The sequence below is a fragment of the Caballeronia sp. ATUFL_F1_KS4A genome (assembly GCF_023630905.1).
In the GTDB taxonomy this organism is placed as follows: domain Bacteria; phylum Pseudomonadota; class Gammaproteobacteria; order Burkholderiales; family Burkholderiaceae; genus Caballeronia; species Caballeronia zhejiangensis.
Genome location: NZ_JALQEB010000001.1, coordinates 490,334 through 505,893 on the forward strand (window position 1 = coordinate 490,334; position 15,560 = coordinate 505,893).

13 protein-coding genes are annotated in these 15,560 nt (G+C 64.0%); 7 read left to right on the plus strand and 6 right to left on the minus strand.

All coding sequences use genetic code 11. From position 1 onward, the window contains the following. The first annotated feature begins 57 nt into the window (after positions 1 to 57). From recG to NCS03_RS02355, 7 genes are all read left to right on the plus strand, one after another. Complete coding sequence (gene recG, locus NCS03_RS02325) at positions 58 to 2,244, plus strand: ATP-dependent DNA helicase RecG (RefSeq protein ID WP_250528709.1); 2,187 nt, start codon at positions 58 to 60, stop codon at positions 2,242 to 2,244. Positions 2,245 to 2,374: 130 nt separating this feature from the next. Then, the gene (locus NCS03_RS02330) at positions 2,375 to 3,334 is read left to right on the plus strand and encodes a hydrogen peroxide-inducible genes activator (protein WP_008351503.1); all 960 of its coding nucleotides are present in this window, start codon (positions 2,375 to 2,377) and stop codon (positions 3,332 to 3,334) included. Positions 3,335 to 3,659: 325 nt separating this feature from the next. Beyond that, positions 3,660 to 5,132, plus strand: a complete 1,473-nt coding sequence (locus NCS03_RS02335; protein ID WP_250528710.1) for a catalase — start codon at positions 3,660 to 3,662, stop codon at positions 5,130 to 5,132. A 34-nt stretch (positions 5,133 to 5,166) separates the two neighbouring features. After that, positions 5,167 to 5,319, plus strand: coding sequence for a hypothetical protein (locus tag NCS03_RS02340; RefSeq protein ID WP_160172877.1), 153 nt, complete (start codon positions 5,167 to 5,169; stop codon positions 5,317 to 5,319). 126 nt (positions 5,320 to 5,445) lie between these two features. Continuing rightward, complete coding sequence (locus tag NCS03_RS02345; RefSeq protein ID WP_008351500.1) at positions 5,446 to 5,934, plus strand: Dps family protein; 489 nt, start codon at positions 5,446 to 5,448, stop codon at positions 5,932 to 5,934. Between the two features lie 103 nt (positions 5,935 to 6,037). Beyond that, positions 6,038 to 6,898, plus strand: a complete 861-nt coding sequence (ubiA, locus tag NCS03_RS02350; RefSeq protein WP_250433697.1) for a 4-hydroxybenzoate octaprenyltransferase — start codon at positions 6,038 to 6,040, stop codon at positions 6,896 to 6,898. A gap of 320 nt (positions 6,899 to 7,218) precedes the next feature. After that, positions 7,219 to 8,463: a methyltransferase domain-containing protein gene (locus tag NCS03_RS02355; protein ID WP_250528711.1), complete on the plus strand. Its 1,245-nt coding sequence runs from the start codon at positions 7,219 to 7,221 to the stop codon at positions 8,461 to 8,463. A gap of 13 nt (positions 8,464 to 8,476) precedes the next feature. Here the strand turns inward: NCS03_RS02355 and proC are convergent, their stop codons facing one another. The 6 genes from proC to NCS03_RS02385 form a co-directional block, all read right to left on the minus strand. Beyond that, entirely contained in the window at positions 8,477 to 9,289 is an 813-nt protein-coding gene (gene proC / locus NCS03_RS02360; RefSeq protein ID WP_250528712.1) for a pyrroline-5-carboxylate reductase, read from the minus strand. Between the two features lie 14 nt (positions 9,290 to 9,303). Beyond that, positions 9,304 to 9,999, minus strand: a complete 696-nt coding sequence (locus tag NCS03_RS02365) for a YggS family pyridoxal phosphate-dependent enzyme (RefSeq protein WP_034470643.1) — start codon at positions 9,997 to 9,999, stop codon at positions 9,304 to 9,306. A gap of 45 nt (positions 10,000 to 10,044) precedes the next feature. After that, positions 10,045 to 11,271: a glycolate oxidase subunit GlcF gene (gene glcF / locus NCS03_RS02370; RefSeq protein ID WP_008351491.1), complete on the minus strand. Its 1,227-nt coding sequence runs from the start codon at positions 11,269 to 11,271 to the stop codon at positions 10,045 to 10,047. 8 nt (positions 11,272 to 11,279) lie between these two features. Next, a complete protein-coding gene (gene glcE / locus NCS03_RS02375) occupies positions 11,280 to 12,368 on the minus strand; it encodes a glycolate oxidase subunit GlcE (protein ID WP_250528713.1) in 1,089 nt (362 codons plus the stop codon). Positions 12,369 to 12,478: 110 nt separating this feature from the next. Beyond that, positions 12,479 to 13,990, minus strand: a complete 1,512-nt coding sequence (locus NCS03_RS02380) for an FAD-linked oxidase C-terminal domain-containing protein (protein ID WP_033536577.1) — start codon at positions 13,988 to 13,990, stop codon at positions 12,479 to 12,481. A gap of 101 nt (positions 13,991 to 14,091) precedes the next feature. After that, complete coding sequence (locus NCS03_RS02385; protein ID WP_250528714.1) at positions 14,092 to 15,510, minus strand: FAD-binding oxidoreductase; 1,419 nt, start codon at positions 15,508 to 15,510, stop codon at positions 14,092 to 14,094. Positions 15,511 to 15,560: the final 50 nt, after the last annotated feature.

Here is a 15,560-nt window from a genome sequence, read left to right on the forward strand (position 1 = left end):
GCGAACGAAGTGCAATCGCGCCGAACAAACCTCATATTGTACTTGCGAAGAGAGTCAATGCCCTTGTCCGACCGCCGCGCCGCCGCCACGACCGATCCGCTGACCCTGGAGGAAAGGGACGCGCCGCGTGCCGCCGCGCCGGCGAAAAAGAAGGCGAAAGCGGACGAAAAGCCGAAAACCGTCGTCAAGACGGCGGACAAGCTCGCCAAGCTCGGCCTGAAATCCGACATCGATCTCGTCCTTCATCTGCCGATGCGCTATGAGGACGAAACGCAGATCACGCCCATCGGCGAGCTGATTCCGGGCGACATCGCGCAGACCGAAGGCGTCGTTTTCGACAACGAGATCGCGTATCGGCCGCGCCGTCAGTTGCTCGTGAAAATCCACGACGATTCCGGCGACGAACTCACGCTGCGCTTTCTCAACTTCTACGGCTCGCAGGTCAAGCAAATGGCGATCGGCGTGCGTCTGCGCGTACGCGGCGATGTGCGCGGCGGCTTTTTCGGGCTGGAGATGGTGCATCCGGCGGTACGTCCCGTCGATGACGACACGCCGCTGCCGCAAGCGCTGACGCCGGTTTATCCGTCGACGGCGGGAATTTCGCAGGCGTATTTGCGCAAAGCGATCGACAACGCGATCACGCGGGTCGATCTGCCCGAACTGCTGCCGGCGCCGATCGCGAAAGCGCATTTGCAGCCGCTCAACGTGCCCGGTCTGCTCGACGCCGTGAAGACGCTCCATCATCCGCGCGCCGATTCCGACGAAACCGCGCTGATCGACGGCACGCATCCGGCGTGGACGCGCATCAAGTTCGAGGAACTGCTCGCGCAGCAGTTGTCGCTCAAGCGCGCGCATGAAGAGCGCCGCACGCGCGCCGCGCCCGCGATGCCGCGCCGTGCGCCGGACGACGACGCGTCGCTCGTCGTGCGTCTGTTGCGCGCGCTGCCGTTCGCGCTGACTGGCGCGCAGCAGCGCGTGGTCGCGGAAATCGCGGGCGAACTGACGCTCGCGCATCCGATGCAGCGTCTGCTTCAGGGCGATGTCGGCAGCGGCAAGACGATCGTCGCGGCACTCGCGGCGGCGCAGGCCATCGACGCGGGTTATCAGGCCGCGCTCATGGCGCCGACCGAAATTCTCGCGGAGCAGCACGCGCGCAAGCTGCGCGGCTGGCTAGAGCCGCTCGGGGTCACGGTCGCGTGGCTCGCGGGCAGTCTCAAGGCGAAGGCCAAGCGTTCCGCGCTCGAAGCAGCGGCGCTCGGCACGGCGAAACTCGTCATCGGTACGCACGCGATCATTCAGGACGCGGTCGAATTCGCGCGCCTCGGGCTCGTGATCGTCGACGAGCAGCATCGCTTCGGCGTCGCGCAGCGGCTCGCGTTGCGCGCGAAGGCGCTGAACGCGGCTGACGGAAAAGCCGATTTCCAGCCGCATCAACTGATGATGTCCGCGACGCCGATCCCGCGCACGCTCGCCATGACGTACTACGCCGATCTCGATGTCTCGACCATCGACGAACTGCCGCCCGGCCGCACGCCGATTCTCACCAAAGTGGTGTCCGACGGACGGCGCGACGAGATCATCGGCCGCGTGCGCGAGGCGGCGCTGACCGGAAGGCAAGTGTATTGGGTCTGTCCGCTGATCGAAGAAAGCGAGACACTTCAGCTTCAGACGGCCGTCGAGACTTACGAGACGCTCGTCGCCGCGCTGCCGGAACTGCGCGTCGGGCTGGTCCATGGCCGGCTCGCACCCGCCGAAAAAGCCGCCGTGATGGACGCGTTCTCGCGCAACGAAGTGCAATTGCTCGTCGCGACGACGGTGATCGAAGTCGGCGTGGACGTGCCGAACGCATCGCTGATGGTGATCGAGCATGCCGAGCGCTTCGGCCTCGCGCAGTTGCATCAGTTGCGCGGACGCGTGGGGCGGGGCAGCGCGGCGTCCATCTGCGTGCTGATGTACTCGAATCCGTTGTCGCAGACGGCGCGTGCGCGGCTGCAAACGATGCGCGAAACGACCGATGGCTTCGAGATCGCCCGGCGCGACCTGGAAATTCGCGGTCCCGGCGAGTTTCTCGGCGCGCGGCAATCGGGCGAAGCGATGCTGCGATTCGCGAGTCTTGAAAACGACGGCTGGCTGATCGAACCGGCGCGCGCCGCCGCCGATCAGATGCTTGCGCAGTTTCCCGACGCCGTCACGCGCCATCTGGCGCGCTGGCTCGGCGCGCGGGAGCACTATTTGAAGGCTTGACTGAACTCGCGCGGGCCATGTCGGTCCCTATTTAACCTGCGCGGACCGGCGAATCGGCAAAAGTTGTCGAACGGCAGCCGGCGGGTGTATAACTCAAACCTATCGAATCAATGTATTTCATTGGCCTCCAATGACCCTCACCGAATTGAAGTACATCGTCGCGGTCGCGCGTGAACGGCATTTCGGCCGCGCGGCCGAGGCGTGCTTCGTCAGCCAGCCGACCTTGTCGGTGGCAATCAAGAAGCTCGAAGACGAACTGAACGTGCAGATCTTCGAGCGCGGCACGAGCGAAGTCAGCGTAACGCCGATCGGCGAGCAGATCGTGACGCAGGCGCAGCGCGTGCTCGAACAGACGCTCGCCATCAAGGAAATCGCCAAGCAGGGCAAGGATCCGCTCGTCGGACCGCTGCGTCTGGGCGTGATCTATACGATCGGACCGTACCTTCTGCCGACGCTCGTCAAGCAGATGATCAAGTCGGTTCCGCAGATGCCGCTCATGCTCCAGGAGAACTACACGCTCAAACTGATCGAGCTCCTGAAGCAAGGCGAAATCGATGTCGCGATCATGGCGCTGCCGTTCCCTGAAACCGGCCTGATGGTGCGCGCGCTCTACGACGAGCCGTTCGTCGTCGCGATGCCGTCGGGGCACGCGTGGGAGAACCGTGCGAAGATCGATCCGGACGATCTCAAGCAGGAAACCATGCTGCTGCTCGGCAGCGGCCATTGCTTCCGCGATCACGTCCTCGGCGTGTGCCCGGAACTGATGCGCTTCTCGCAGAACGCGGACGGCATCCAGAAGACGTTCGAAGGCTCGTCGCTGGAAACGATCCGCCATATGGTCGCGAGCGGCGTCGGCATTACCGTGTTGCCGCGCATGTCGGTGAGCGAGGTGAAGCCGCACGCGGCGGGCATCGATTCGGGTCTGCTCAGCTACGTACCGTTCGACGAACCCGTGCCGGACCGGCGCGTCGTGCTCGCGTGGCGCAAGAGTTTCACGCGCATGCCCGCGATCGACGCCATCTGCGACGCAATCGCCAATTGCGATCTGCCGGGCGTGAAAAAGCTCGATATGCCGGTCGCCGTGAACTGACTCGGCTGTCCCCACGAAACGCCGCGCTCTGGCAACGGAGCGCGGCGTTTTCTTTTTTGCGGTAGCGCGCGCAAGCGAAACCGGCACTTCGCTTGATCTATCGCATATATAAATTTAATCGAATTATAAAAGCCGATAGCTTGCGTTACGATCCTTCTCAGATGACGACACAGAGAGGATTTCATGACCGCCGCGACCTTCTTCGACCGCTGGAGTGACCTTCGCCAGATGGCGGTCTCGATCCTCGCCGATTTCGCAAGCGCCGCATGACGCGCGGCCGATCCGCATTCATCTCACGCCGAACCTCAAAAACAGGAGCATCACGATGACGACTCAACGACTCACGACCGCAGCAGGCGCACCCGTCGGCGACAACCAGAACTCGCAGACCGCAGGTCCGCGCGGCCCGGTCACGCTGCAAGACTTCTGGCTCGTCGAAAAGCTCGCGCACTTCGACCGCGAAGTGATTCCCGAGCGCCGCGTGCACGCGAAGGGCTCGGGCGCTTTCGGCACGTTCTGCGTCACCCACGATATCTCGCGCTACACGAAGGCGAAGCTGTTCGCCGACATCGGCAAGGAAACGCCGATCTTCATGCGCTTTTCCACAGTCGCGGGCGAGCGCGGCGCCGCGGACGCCGAACGCGACGTGCGCGGCTTCTCGATCAAGTTCTACACGGAAGAGGGCAACTGGGACGTCGTCGGCAACAACACGCCGGTATTTTTCATCCGCGATCCGCTGAAGTTTCCCGACTTCATCCACACGCAAAAGCGCGATCCGTACACGAATATGCGCAGCAATGTCGCGGCGTGGGACTTCTGGTCGCGTCATCCGGAATCGCTGCATCAGGTGACGATTCTCATGAGCGACCGCGGCATCCCGAAGAACTACCGTCAAATGCACGGCTTCGGATCGCACACGTTCTCGTTCATCAATGCCGACGGTGAGCGCTTCTATGTGAAGTTCCATTTCAAGTCGCAGCAGCCGCTCGAGAACTATACCGACGCCGAAGCCGCCGCCGTGATCGCCGCCGATCGCGAGAGCGCGCAGCGCGATCTCGTCGACAACATCGACAAAGGCAATTTCCCGCGCTGGAATTTCCGCATTCAGGTGATGACGGAAGACGAGGCTGCGAAGTCGAAGGTGAATCCGTTCGACATCACGAAAGTGTGGTCGCACAAGGACTATCCGCTGATCGACGTCGGCGTGATCGAGCTGAATCGCAATGCGCAGAACTACTTCGCGGACGTCGAGCAGGCCGCCTTCACGCCGGCGAACGTGGTGCCGGGCATTGGCTTCTCGCCGGACCGGCTGTTGCAGGGGCGTCTTTTCTCCTATGGCGACACGCAGCGCTATCGGCTCGGCGTCAACCATCATCAGATTCCGGTGAATGCGCCGCGTACGTCGGTCGCGAACACGTTTCATCGCGATGGCGCGATGCGGACCGACGGCAACCTCGGCGGCCGCGTGAACTACGAGCCGAACCGTTACGGCGAATTCGCGCAGGACGTGAACGCAAACGAGCCGCCGCAAGCGGGCGGGATGGTGCATCGCTACGACCATCGCGAGGACGACGATTACTACAGCCAGCCGGCAGCGCTTTTCAGACTCTTCGACGAAGCCCAGCGCGAACGCTTCTTCGGCAACATCGCGCGGCACATTCATGGCGTGCCGAACGAGATCGTCGCGCGGCAGATCGGGCATTTCCGCCGTATCGATCCGGCGTATGCGCAAGGCGTGATCGATGCGCTCGCGAAGCTCGGGCAGACGATCGAAGAGCAGGACACCGCAGCCGTCTGACGGCGGCGCTTTCGGAAACACGGGAGAACACATCATGTCTCAGGCGTTGCATCACATCGCACAGGCCGTCGAGCAGATCGACGCAACGAGCGTTCGGGCATCGCGCGGCGTGCGCGTCGCGATCGCGTTCGGGATCGTCGCGGCGGGATACGGGCTGATCGTCGCGGGCGGTGTCGCGGGCGCGTGATAGCGTCGCCGTGCAATGAATCGTTCCCCGTTTATACGATAAACTGTCGAACGCTCGAAACGCCGCGCGGCAAGCTCTTGCGCGCGGCGTTCGCACCTTTCGAATCAACTCTCTCTCGGAGTCATCATGGCGAAGAAAGGCATTGCACCCGCCGTCAATATCGGCATCAGCGACAAAGACCGCAAGAAGATCGCCGACGGGCTGTCCCGCCTGCTGGCCGACACGTACACGCTGTATCTGAAGACCCACAACTTTCACTGGAACGTCACGGGTCCGATGTTCAACACGCTGCATCTGATGTTCGAGACCCAGTACAACGAACTGGCGCTCGCCGTCGATTCGATCGCCGAACGCATTCGCGCACTGGGCGTGCACGCGCCGGGCAGCTACAAGGACTTCGCGAAGCTGTCGTCGATTCCGGAAGCGGACGGCGTGCCGGCCGCCGAAGACATGATCCGCCAACTCGTGGAAGGCCAGGAAGCCGTCGTCCGCACCGCGCGCGAGATCTTCCCGGCGACGGAAGCCGCGAACGACGAGCCGACCGCCGACCTGCTCACGCAACGCATGCAGACGCACGAGAAGACCGCGTGGATGCTGCGCGCGATGCTGGCCTGAAGCGCTCGGCCTCGACATGACGAAACCCCGCTTTCACGCGGGGTTTTTGCTTTTCGGGCTGATCTAAAATAGCTCGTCGTGAATTTCGCTCCCAGGGTCCGCCATGTTCGCCCGTTTTCCGCTCTACATGCGCCTCGTGCGCCTCGACAAGCCTATCGGCAGCCTGCTGCTCTTGTGGCCGACGCTCAATGCGTTGTGGATCGCGTCGAGCGGCCATCCGTCGCCGATGCTGCTCGTCATTTTCATCGTCGGCACGATATTGATGCGCTCGGCGGGCTGCGCGATAAACGACTACGCGGATCGCGATTTCGACCGCTACGTGAAGCGCACGGCGGAGCGGCCGATCACATCGGGCAAGATCAAGGCGTGGGAAGCCGTGGCGCTCGCGGCGGCGCTCTCGCTCGTCGCGTTCCTGCTGATCCTGCCGCTCAACACGCTCACGAAGGAACTGTCGGTGTTCGCGCTGTTCGTGGCGGGTTCGTATCCGTTCACCAAGCGTTTCTTCGCGATCCCGCAGGCGTATCTGGGCATCGCGTTCGGCTTCGGCATTCCGATGGCCTTCGCCGCCGTGCAGAACCAGGTGCCGATGCTCGCGTGGATCATGCTCGCGGCGAACGTGTTTTGGTCGGTCGCGTACGACACCGAATACGCGATGGTCGATCGCGACGACGACATCAAGATCGGCATTCGCACGTCCGCGCTCACCTTCGGGCGATACGACGTGCTTGCCGTCATGCTCTGCTACGCGATAACGCTCGCGATTTACGCGGGCATCGGCGTCGCGCTGGGCTTCCGCTGGCCCTACTGGCTCGGCTGGCTCGCAGCGGCGGGCTGCGCGGTTTATCACTACGGGCTGATCCGCAATCGTGAGCGCATGGCGTGCTTCGCCGCGTTCAGGCATAACAACTGGCTCGGCGGGATGTTGTTTGCGGGGATTGCATTGCAGTATGCACTGTCGAACTGATCCCGTTCGCGTGGATCGGGTGCCGCAACGTGTGCAACGCACGTTGCGACATCGCGCCGCCCGCTATTTTATTCCGGCCTGCGAAATGGTCTGAGAACGACAAATTTGTTCACATTGAAGTCTCGCGGTCTTATCTTTTGATAAGTTCGCCAAGTTAGGCAACTAGCTAATCCTTTGGGCGCGTCTGAAAGACGCGTTATACACCGCCCGGCAATTCGATTGCGAACGCGCCGGCCTTCCTTCGACAAGCCAACCGAACGCCGCGGGGTATTTCCGCGCGGCTGCATTCGTTCGTTTGCTTTACTTCCAATGTGTCAGTCATGGGTTTTCTCGCTCGCTTCGATCTAGCCGGACTCGCATCCCGAAACGGAGTCACGCATCTCATCGAGACCGGCTATGGACGAGGCGACTCGTGCCGTGCCGCCTTGGGCGCGGGTTTCGCGAAAGCGCTGTCCTGCGAAATCTTCGAACCGCTCTTCGCCGAAGCGGAACAAAGCGAGCGGCTCAATGTGGTGAACGCGGACAGTCTCACCTTCCTGCGCTCCGATTCGGTGACCGGCGTGCTCGCCGAACAGCGCTGCCTCGTGTTTCTCGACGCACACTATCCGGGCGCGGACCATGGCGGCAAGAGTTACATGAGTCAGGAACACTCTCCGACCGAGCGCCTGCCGTTGCTCGCGGAACTTGAACTCATGCGCGGGCGGGCCAGTGACGCGCTTATCGTGCTGGACGATGTACGCATCTACCGGCGCGAGTTTCAGACAAGCTGCGGGACGCTTCCGGATTGGGCCGAAAACGGCTTCGATCAGGAAGCGGCGTTTCTCGAATTGCTTGCGTCGTTCGACTCCTCGCACACGCTGCACTGGCATTCCGAGGATACGGGCTACGCGGTCCTGTGGCCGCGCGCTTGGGGCGAATACGCGCTGAAAAAATGGGTGATGCCCGGCGACCAGACGCAGCCGTTCGCGCTCACCCTAGGCGTTCCCGGCACGACCTGCATCTCGGTCAACCGCCGCTTGCTCGACGCTCGTTTCAGCAATCGCTGGCTCGTGGGCAATGGGCTCGATATCGGCGGCGGCAATGACAGCATCGCGCTGTATCGATCGTTGTTTCCGCGTATCGACAGGGTGACGGTCTACGAGTGGGAGCAGGGCGACGCGCAATATCTCGAGAACGTTCAGGACGACAGCTTCGATTTCGTCTATTCCGGGCACTGCCTCGAACACATGATCGACCCGCGTGTCGCGATGCGCCACTGGTTGCGCGTGCTCAAGCCGGGCGGCCATCTCGTCATCACCGTGCCGGACGAGGATCTCTACGAGCAGGGCATGTGGCCGTCAACGTTCAACGGCGACCACAAGCACACGTTCACCCTATACAAGCGGGAAAGCTGGTCGCCCGTTTCGATCAACGTTGTGGATTTGCTGCGCAGTTTCGAGCGCGAAGTCAGCATCAAGAAGATCGAGCTTCTGGATCACAGTTTCCTGCACGGCATGGAGCGCTACGATCAGACGCGCACCGCATTCTCGGAATGCGGCATAGAATTCGTCGTGCAGAAACTTTGAGAGCGCGGCGCCCTCAAGCCCCGCCCAACTCATCCCCCATCTCTCTCGCCCGCGCTTCTGCCGCGAGCGCGCCGCGCACGATCGCATCCTTCACGCCTTGCGCCTCGAACGATGCGAGCGCCGCCGCCGTCGTGCCGCCCTTCGACGTCACGCGCTCGCGCAGCACGCTCGCCGGCTCGCCCGATTGCGCGGCGAGTTGCGCCGCGCCGGTGAAGGTCGCGACCGCGAGCGCGCGCCCTTGCTCCTCATCCATACCGAGCTGGCGCGCGGCTTCCTGCATCGCTTCGATGAAATAGAACACGTAGGCCGGGCCGCTGCCGGAGATCGCGGTGACGGCGTCGAGCTTCGCTTCGTCGTCGAACCAGACGGCCGTGCCGACCGCTTCCAGCACTTGCGACGCGAGCGCCTTCGCCGCATCGGCGACGCCAGGCAGCGCGGCGAGCCCCGTCACGCCCATGCCAATCAGCGCGGGCGTGTTCGGCATCGTGCGCACGATCTGCGCGTAGCCGTTCAGCCAGCGCGAAAGATCCGTCGCGCGAATGCCGGCCGCGATGCTGATGATCGTCTGCTTCGACAGATGCGGCGCGAGCGCTTCGGCCACGCTCTTGAGCACTTGCGGCTTCACCGCGAGCACGATCGCGTCGTAGCCGGCGAGCGCTTCGTCGACAGCCGCGCCCGTCGCGATGCCGAACTGCTTCGCCGTGCGCGCGCGCGCTTCGTCGTTGATGTCGATGGCATAGATGTCAGCGGGCGCCGTGCCGCGCTTGATGAGACCGCCGATGAGCGCCGCGGCCATGTTGCCGCCGCCGATGAATGCAATTTTCATGGTTGATGACGAAGTCAGTTGGTGTAATTGCGCGCGCCGAAAATCGCGGTGCCGATGCGGACCATCGTCGCGCCTTCGAGCACGGCCGCTTCGAGATCGGCGGACATGCCCATCGACAGCGTGTCGAGATCGAGGCCGTCGGCGCGCAGCGCGTTCATCAGTTCGCGCAGGCGCGCGTGCGGTTCGCGTTGCGCGTCGAGTGTTTCGGCGGGTTCGGGAATCGCCATCAGGCCGCGCAGACGCAAGCCCGGCAGGGCGGCGACCGCATGCGCGAGCGCGGCGGCCTCATCCGGTTCGACGCCGCTCTTCGATGCCTCGCCGCTCACGTTCACCTGCACGCATACGTTGAGCGCGGGCGCGCTTGGCGGACGTTGTGCGGAAAGACGTTCGGCGATCTTCAGGCGATCGATGGAATGCACCCAGTCGAACTGCTCGGCGACGACCTTCGTCTTGTTCGATTGCAGCGGCCCGATGAAATGCCATTCGATTTCGCCGCGCAGATCCGCGAGCTCGGCGATCTTCGCGATGCCTTCCTGCACGTAGTTCTCGCCGAACGCGCGCTGGCCGGCTTCGAAGGCGGCGCGCACGTCGTCGGCGGGAAAGGTCTTGGACACGGCGAGCAGCTTGACGGAATCCGCATCGCGCGACGCTTCGTGCGCCGCCTTCGCGATGCGTTGCCGGACTTCTTCGAGATGTTGGGCGATGGACATGCTTGAGGCTCGGGACGGTCGAGCCGCTCATTATACGAAGCGGCCTCAACCGTACAGCAGATGTTCCAGCAGTTGAATCCAGTGCGTGACGGGCGTCGACGTGCCGCTTTGCAGATGCGCGATGCAGCCGACATTCGCCGACACGATCATCTGCGGTTCCAGCTTTTCCAGCCGGTCGAGCTTCTGATTGCGCAGCGTGTACGAGAGCTTCGGCTGCAAGACCGAATACGTGCCCGCCGATCCGCAGCACAGATGGCTGTCCGCAGGCAGGCGCACTTCGAGGCCGAGCGCGGTCAGCAGATGCTCGACGCGTCCGCGAATCTGCTGCCCGTGCTGCAGCGTGCACGGCGGATGAAATGCGACCGTATGCACGCCGCGCCGCCGCGCGAGCGCGACCAGCTCTTCTTCGTACATCGGCAGGATTTCGGCGAGATCGCGCGTGAGATCGACGATCTTTTGCGCCTTCGCCGAGTACGCCGGATCGTTGCGCAGCAGATGCGCGTATTCCTTGACGGTCGCGCCGCAGCCCGACGCGTTCATCACGATCGCCTCGACGCCGTTTTCGACATACGGCCACCATGCGTCGATGTTGTTGCGCACGTCGTCGAGCGCGTCGTCGTTGTAGCCGAGATGCAGGCGGATCGCGCCGCAGCAGCCCGCGCCCGGCGCCGTGACGATCTCGATGCCGAGCGCGTCGAACACGCGCGCCGTCGCGGTGTTGACGTTGGGCATCATCGCCGGCTGGACGCATCCGGCGAGCATCAGCATCTTGCGTTCGTGCTTGTTGGTCGGCGCGGCGAGCGGGCGCTCGGGCAGCGGAATCTTCGCGCGCAGCTTGCGCGGAAGAATGCCGCGGAACTGCTGACCGAGCTTCATCGCGGGCGTGAAGAGCGTGCTGTTCGGCAGGAAGCTTGCGAGCAGACGCCGTTGCAGACGCTGACGCATCGGCCGCTCGACCTTTTCTTCGACGACCTTGCGCCCGATCTCGACGAGCTTGCCGTATTGCACGCCGGACGGACACGTGCTTTCGCAATTGCGGCAGGTGAGGCAGCGGTCCAGATGCAGTTGCGTGCTGCGCGTGACGGGCGCGCCTTCGAACATCTGCTTCATCAGATAGATGCGCCCGCGCGGCCCGTCGAGCTCGTCGCCGAGCAACTGATACGTCGGGCAGGTCGCCGTGCAGAAGCCGCAGTGCACGCACTTGCGCAGAATGGCGTCGGCTTCGTCGCCATCGGCCGTGCCGCGGATGAAATCGGCGAGATTGGTTTGCATCGATGCGCCTAGAAGTCTGGATACAAACGCGCGCGATTGAAGATGCGCGCCGGATCGAACGCAACTTTCAATCCACGGTGAATTTTCATGAGCGGCGCGGGCAGCGGCGTGAAAACGCCTGCATTGCGATCGTAGGCGGAGCCGGCGCGGAAGATCGTCGCGTGGCCGCCCGCCTGTTTCGCGCTGATGCGCACGGTTTGCGGATCGGTGTCGGTGATCCACCAGCGTTGCGCGCCGCCCCATTCCATCAGTTGCGCGCCCGGCAGATGCAGCGGCTCGGCGATCGACGGCAAGGCGAGCCGCCACAGCGCCGAACGCGGTTCGATGACAGCGAAGAACGGATCGGTCTGTTCGCGCATGCCGATCCAGAATCGGTCGGCTTCGACCGCATCGACGACCTCGCCGCCGAGCGTGTTGCGCGAGGTTTTCACGGCGGCTTCGGCGCCCGCGAGACGCAGCGCGAGCGTGCCGTCGCGCCACGCGCTGCCGCAGATCGGCAGCGGATGCCCGCCCCATTCGTTGAGCTTGCGCACGCCGTCTGTCGCGTGCATGTCGAATTTCAGCGTGGCTTCGGCGACGGGGCGCGGCAGCACCTTGATCGACAGTTCGAGAATCAGGCCAAGCGTGCCGAGCGATCCGGCGAGCAGGCGCGACACGTCATAGCCCGCGACATTCTTCACGACTTGCCCGCCGAAGTGCAGCACTTGTCCGTGGCCGTTCATGACGACCGCGCCGAGCACGAAGTCGCGCGGCGCGCCGGTCCATGCGCGTCGCGGGCCCGCAAGCCCCGCGGCGATGCAGCCGCCGAGCGTCGCGTTGCGCCCGAAATGCGGCGGCTCGAACGGCAGCATCTGATTGTGCTCACGCAGCGCGGCTTCGATTTCGGCGAGCGGCGTGCCGCTTCGAGCGGTGATGACGAGCTCCGCCGGATCGTACGCGATGATGCCGCGATACGCCCGCGTGTCGAGGATCTCTCCCTGGAGCGTTTGACCGTACCAGTCCTTCGTGCCGCCGCCGCGAATACGCAGCAGCGTGCCGGTTTCTGTGGCCCGGGCGATCCTCTCCGACCAGCCGGCGACGACGTCGTCCTGTTCCATGGGTGTTCCGCTCTCGAATTCTGGTTTTCTATGGCAGTCCGGTCGATTGTACCGGCCGCTTAACGGCGCCACACGCGGGGAAACGTGGATAGCGGAACGCGTTCTCCCGGCTAGAAGCGCGGCAACTCGGGGTGCGGCAACAGGCCGCCGCGCACGTGCATCTTGCCGTATTCGGCGCAGCGCGCGCGCGTCGGAATGCCCTTGTCGGGGTTGAGCAGACCCGGCGGATCGAACGCGCGCTTCACGGCGAAGAACGCGTCGCGCTCTTCGGGCGAGAATTGCACGCACATCGAATTGATCTTCTCGATGCCGACGCCATGCTCGCCCGTCACCGTGCCGCCGAGTTCGACGCACGCCTCCAGGATGTCGCAGCCGAACGCTTCCGCGCGATGCCACTCGTCGAGATCGTTGCCGTTGAAGAGAATCAGCGGATGCATGTTGCCGTCGCCCGCATGGAACACATTGATGCAACGCAGCGCGTACTTCTTCTCCATCTCTTCGATGCGCGCGAGCAGCGGCCCGATCGCGCGGCGCGGCACGGTGCCGTCCATGCAGTAATAGTCCGGCGAGATGCGGCCCGCCGCCGGAAACGCGTTCTTGCGGCCCGACCAGAACTTGAGGCGCTCGGCTTCTGAACGCGAGATCTGGATGCGCGATGCGCCGTGTTCGCGCAGCACCGCCGTCATGCGGACGATTTCCTCGGCGACTTCATCGTGCGTGCCGTCGGATTCGCATAGCAGGATCGCGGCGGCGTCGAGATCGTAGCCCGCGTTGACGAATTCCTCGACGGCGCGCGTCGCGGGCTTGTCCATCATTTCGAGTCCGGCCGGGATGATGCCCGCCGCGATGATCGCGGCAACCGCGTTGCCGCCTTTCACGACATCGTCGAAGCTCGCCATGATGACTTGCGCGGTCTGCGGCTTCGGAATCAGCTTGACGGTGATCTCCGTGACGATCGCGAACATGCCTTCACTGCCGATCATCACCGCGAGCAGATCGAGGCCGGGCGCATCGGGGCCGAGCGAGCCGAATTCGATGACATCGCCGTCCATCGTCACCGCGCGCACGCGCAGGACGTTGTGAACCGTGAGCCCGTATTTCAGGCAGTGCACGCCGCCCGAGTTTTCGGAGACGTTGCCGCCGATCGTGCACGCAATCTGCGACGACGGATCGGGCGCGTAGTAGAGGCCGAACGGCGCGGCGGCTTCCGAAATGGCGAGATTGCGGACGCCCGGTTGCACGGTCGCCGTGCGCGCGTACGGATCGACCTCGATGATCTTCCGGAAGCGCGCGAGCGACAGCACGATGCCGTGGCGGATCGGCATCGCGCCGCCGGAGAGGCCGGTGCCCGCGCCGCGCGGAACGATCGGCACGGCGAGACGCGCGCAGATCTGCACGACGCGCTGCACCTGCGCTTCAGTTTCAGGCAGCGCGACGGCGAGCGGCAAACGCCGATACGCGGCGAGGCCGTCGCATTCGTACGCGGCCGTGTCTTCCTCGCGAAAGAGCAGACAGTGCGTCGGCAGCACGGCCATCAGCGCCTGCACGACTTCACGCTGACGCGCGGCGAGCTGATCTTCGGTCAGCGCGGGCGCGTCTTCGTGCGGCAGATTCGGCGACATCTGCTCGGCTTTGAGCTCGTCGGGTGCGTTCACGTCTCCTCCTTGTTCGATGACCGCGCGGTCGGCGCCGCGTCTTCATGCGTGCATCTTGCGCGACTTCGTCAGCCTTCGAAAGCGAAGATTTTTCCCGGATTCATCAGATTCTTCGGATCGAGCGCCTGCTTGATGGCACGCATCGTGTCGACGGCGTCCTCGCCGTGTTCGTCGATCAGAAAGCCCATCTTGTGCAGCCCGACGCCGTGTTCGCCGGTGCAGGTGCCGCCCATCCTCAGCGCGCGTCCGACGATGAGCCGATTGATGCGCTCGGCTTCTTCGAGCTCTTCGGGCTTGGCCGGATCGAGCAGCATCGCGACGTGGAAATTGCCGTCGCCCACATGCCCGACGATCGGACTCGGCAAGTACGAGCCTTGCAGGTCCTTCTCCGTTTCCTCGACGCATTCGGCGAGGCGCGAGATCGGCACGCAGACGTCGGTCGTGACGGCGCGGCAGCCGGGCTTCAGTTGCAGCATCGCGAAGTAGGCGGAATGGCGCGCGTTCCAGAGACGGCTGCGATCTTCGGGGCGCGTCGCCCACTCGAAGTCCTCGCCTTTGTTTTCCGCGACGATGTCCTGCACCGTCTGCGCCTGTTCCGCGACGCCGGATTCGGTGCCGTGGAATTCGAAGAACAGCATCGGCGATTCGCGTAGCGTCAGATTCGAATGCTTGTTGATGGCGCGCACGGCGAGCTTGTCGACGAATTCGACGCGCGCGATCGGCACGCCCATCTGAATGGTTTCGATGACGGCGCGCACGGCGTGGCCCAGCGACGGAAACGCGCACACGGCCGCCGAAATCGCTTCGGGTTGCGGATAGAGGCGCACGGTGATTTCGGTGATGACGCCGAGCGTGCCTTCCGAGCCGACGAAAAGACGCGTGAGGTCATAGCCCGCCGACGATTTGCGCGCGCGCGTGCCGGTTTTGATGACGCGGCCATCGGCGAGGACGACGGTTAGCGCGAGGACGTTTTCGCGCATCGAGCCGTAGCGCACGGCGTTGGTGCCGGAGGCGCGCGTCGCGGACATGCCGCCGATGCTCGCGTCCGCGCCCGGATCGATCGGAAAGAAGAGGCCGGTGTCTTTGAGCGCTTCGTTCAGTTGCTTGCGCGAGATGCCGGGCTGCACGGTGACGGTGAGGTCTTCGGCGTTGATCGAGACGACCTGGTTCATCTCCGACAAATCGATGGAGACGCCGCCTTGCACCGCGAGGAGATGGCCTTCGAGCGACGAGCCGTTGCCGTAGGGGATGATCGGGACGTCGTGTTCGGCGCAGAGCTTGACGATGGTTTGCACTTCGTCGGTGCTGCGCGCGAAGACGACGGCGTCGGGAAGTTGCGGATCGAACGGCGATTCGTCGCGGCCGTGGTGTTCGCGTACTGCTTGCGCAGTGGAGACGCGGTCGGCGAATTGCTGCTTCAGGGCATCGAGAAGCGCGGCGGGGAAGGGGCGTTTCTGAAGCGCCTGATGTTCGGTCGGGTGATTCACGTGCGTGTCTCCGGGCGGTGCGGCTTTGGTTTCTGTTCTGGGCGTGGCTT

Bases quoted from the DNA above. Each gene is read 5' to 3' on its own strand.
- proC (WP_250528712.1), bottom strand. From the start codon at position 9,289: ATGAAAATTGCATTCATCGGCGGCGGCAACATGGCCGCGGCGCTCATC.
- NCS03_RS02345 (WP_008351500.1), top strand. From the start codon at position 5,446: ATGGCGAAGAAAGGCATTGCACCCGCCGTCAATATCGGCATCAGCGAC.
- glcF (WP_008351491.1), bottom strand. From the start codon at position 11,271: ATGCAAACCAATCTCGCCGATTTCATCCGCGGCACGGCCGATGGCGAC.
- recG (WP_250528709.1), top strand. From the start codon at position 58: ATGCCCTTGTCCGACCGCCGCGCCGCCGCCACGACCGATCCGCTGACC.
- glcE (WP_250528713.1), bottom strand. From the start codon at position 12,368: ATGGAACAGGACGACGTCGTCGCCGGCTGGTCGGAGAGGATCGCCCGG.
- NCS03_RS02330 (WP_008351503.1), top strand. From the start codon at position 2,375: ATGACCCTCACCGAATTGAAGTACATCGTCGCGGTCGCGCGTGAACGG.
- NCS03_RS02380 (WP_033536577.1), bottom strand. From the start codon at position 13,990: ATGTCGCCGAATCTGCCGCACGAAGACGCGCCCGCGCTGACCGAAGAT.
- NCS03_RS02355 (WP_250528711.1), top strand. From the start codon at position 7,219: ATGGGTTTTCTCGCTCGCTTCGATCTAGCCGGACTCGCATCCCGAAAC.
- NCS03_RS02340 (WP_160172877.1), top strand. From the start codon at position 5,167: ATGTCTCAGGCGTTGCATCACATCGCACAGGCCGTCGAGCAGATCGAC.
- NCS03_RS02365 (WP_034470643.1), bottom strand. From the start codon at position 9,999: ATGTCCATCGCCCAACATCTCGAAGAAGTCCGGCAACGCATCGCGAAG.
- NCS03_RS02335 (WP_250528710.1), top strand. From the start codon at position 3,660: ATGACGACTCAACGACTCACGACCGCAGCAGGCGCACCCGTCGGCGAC.
- ubiA (WP_250433697.1), top strand. From the start codon at position 6,038: ATGTTCGCCCGTTTTCCGCTCTACATGCGCCTCGTGCGCCTCGACAAG.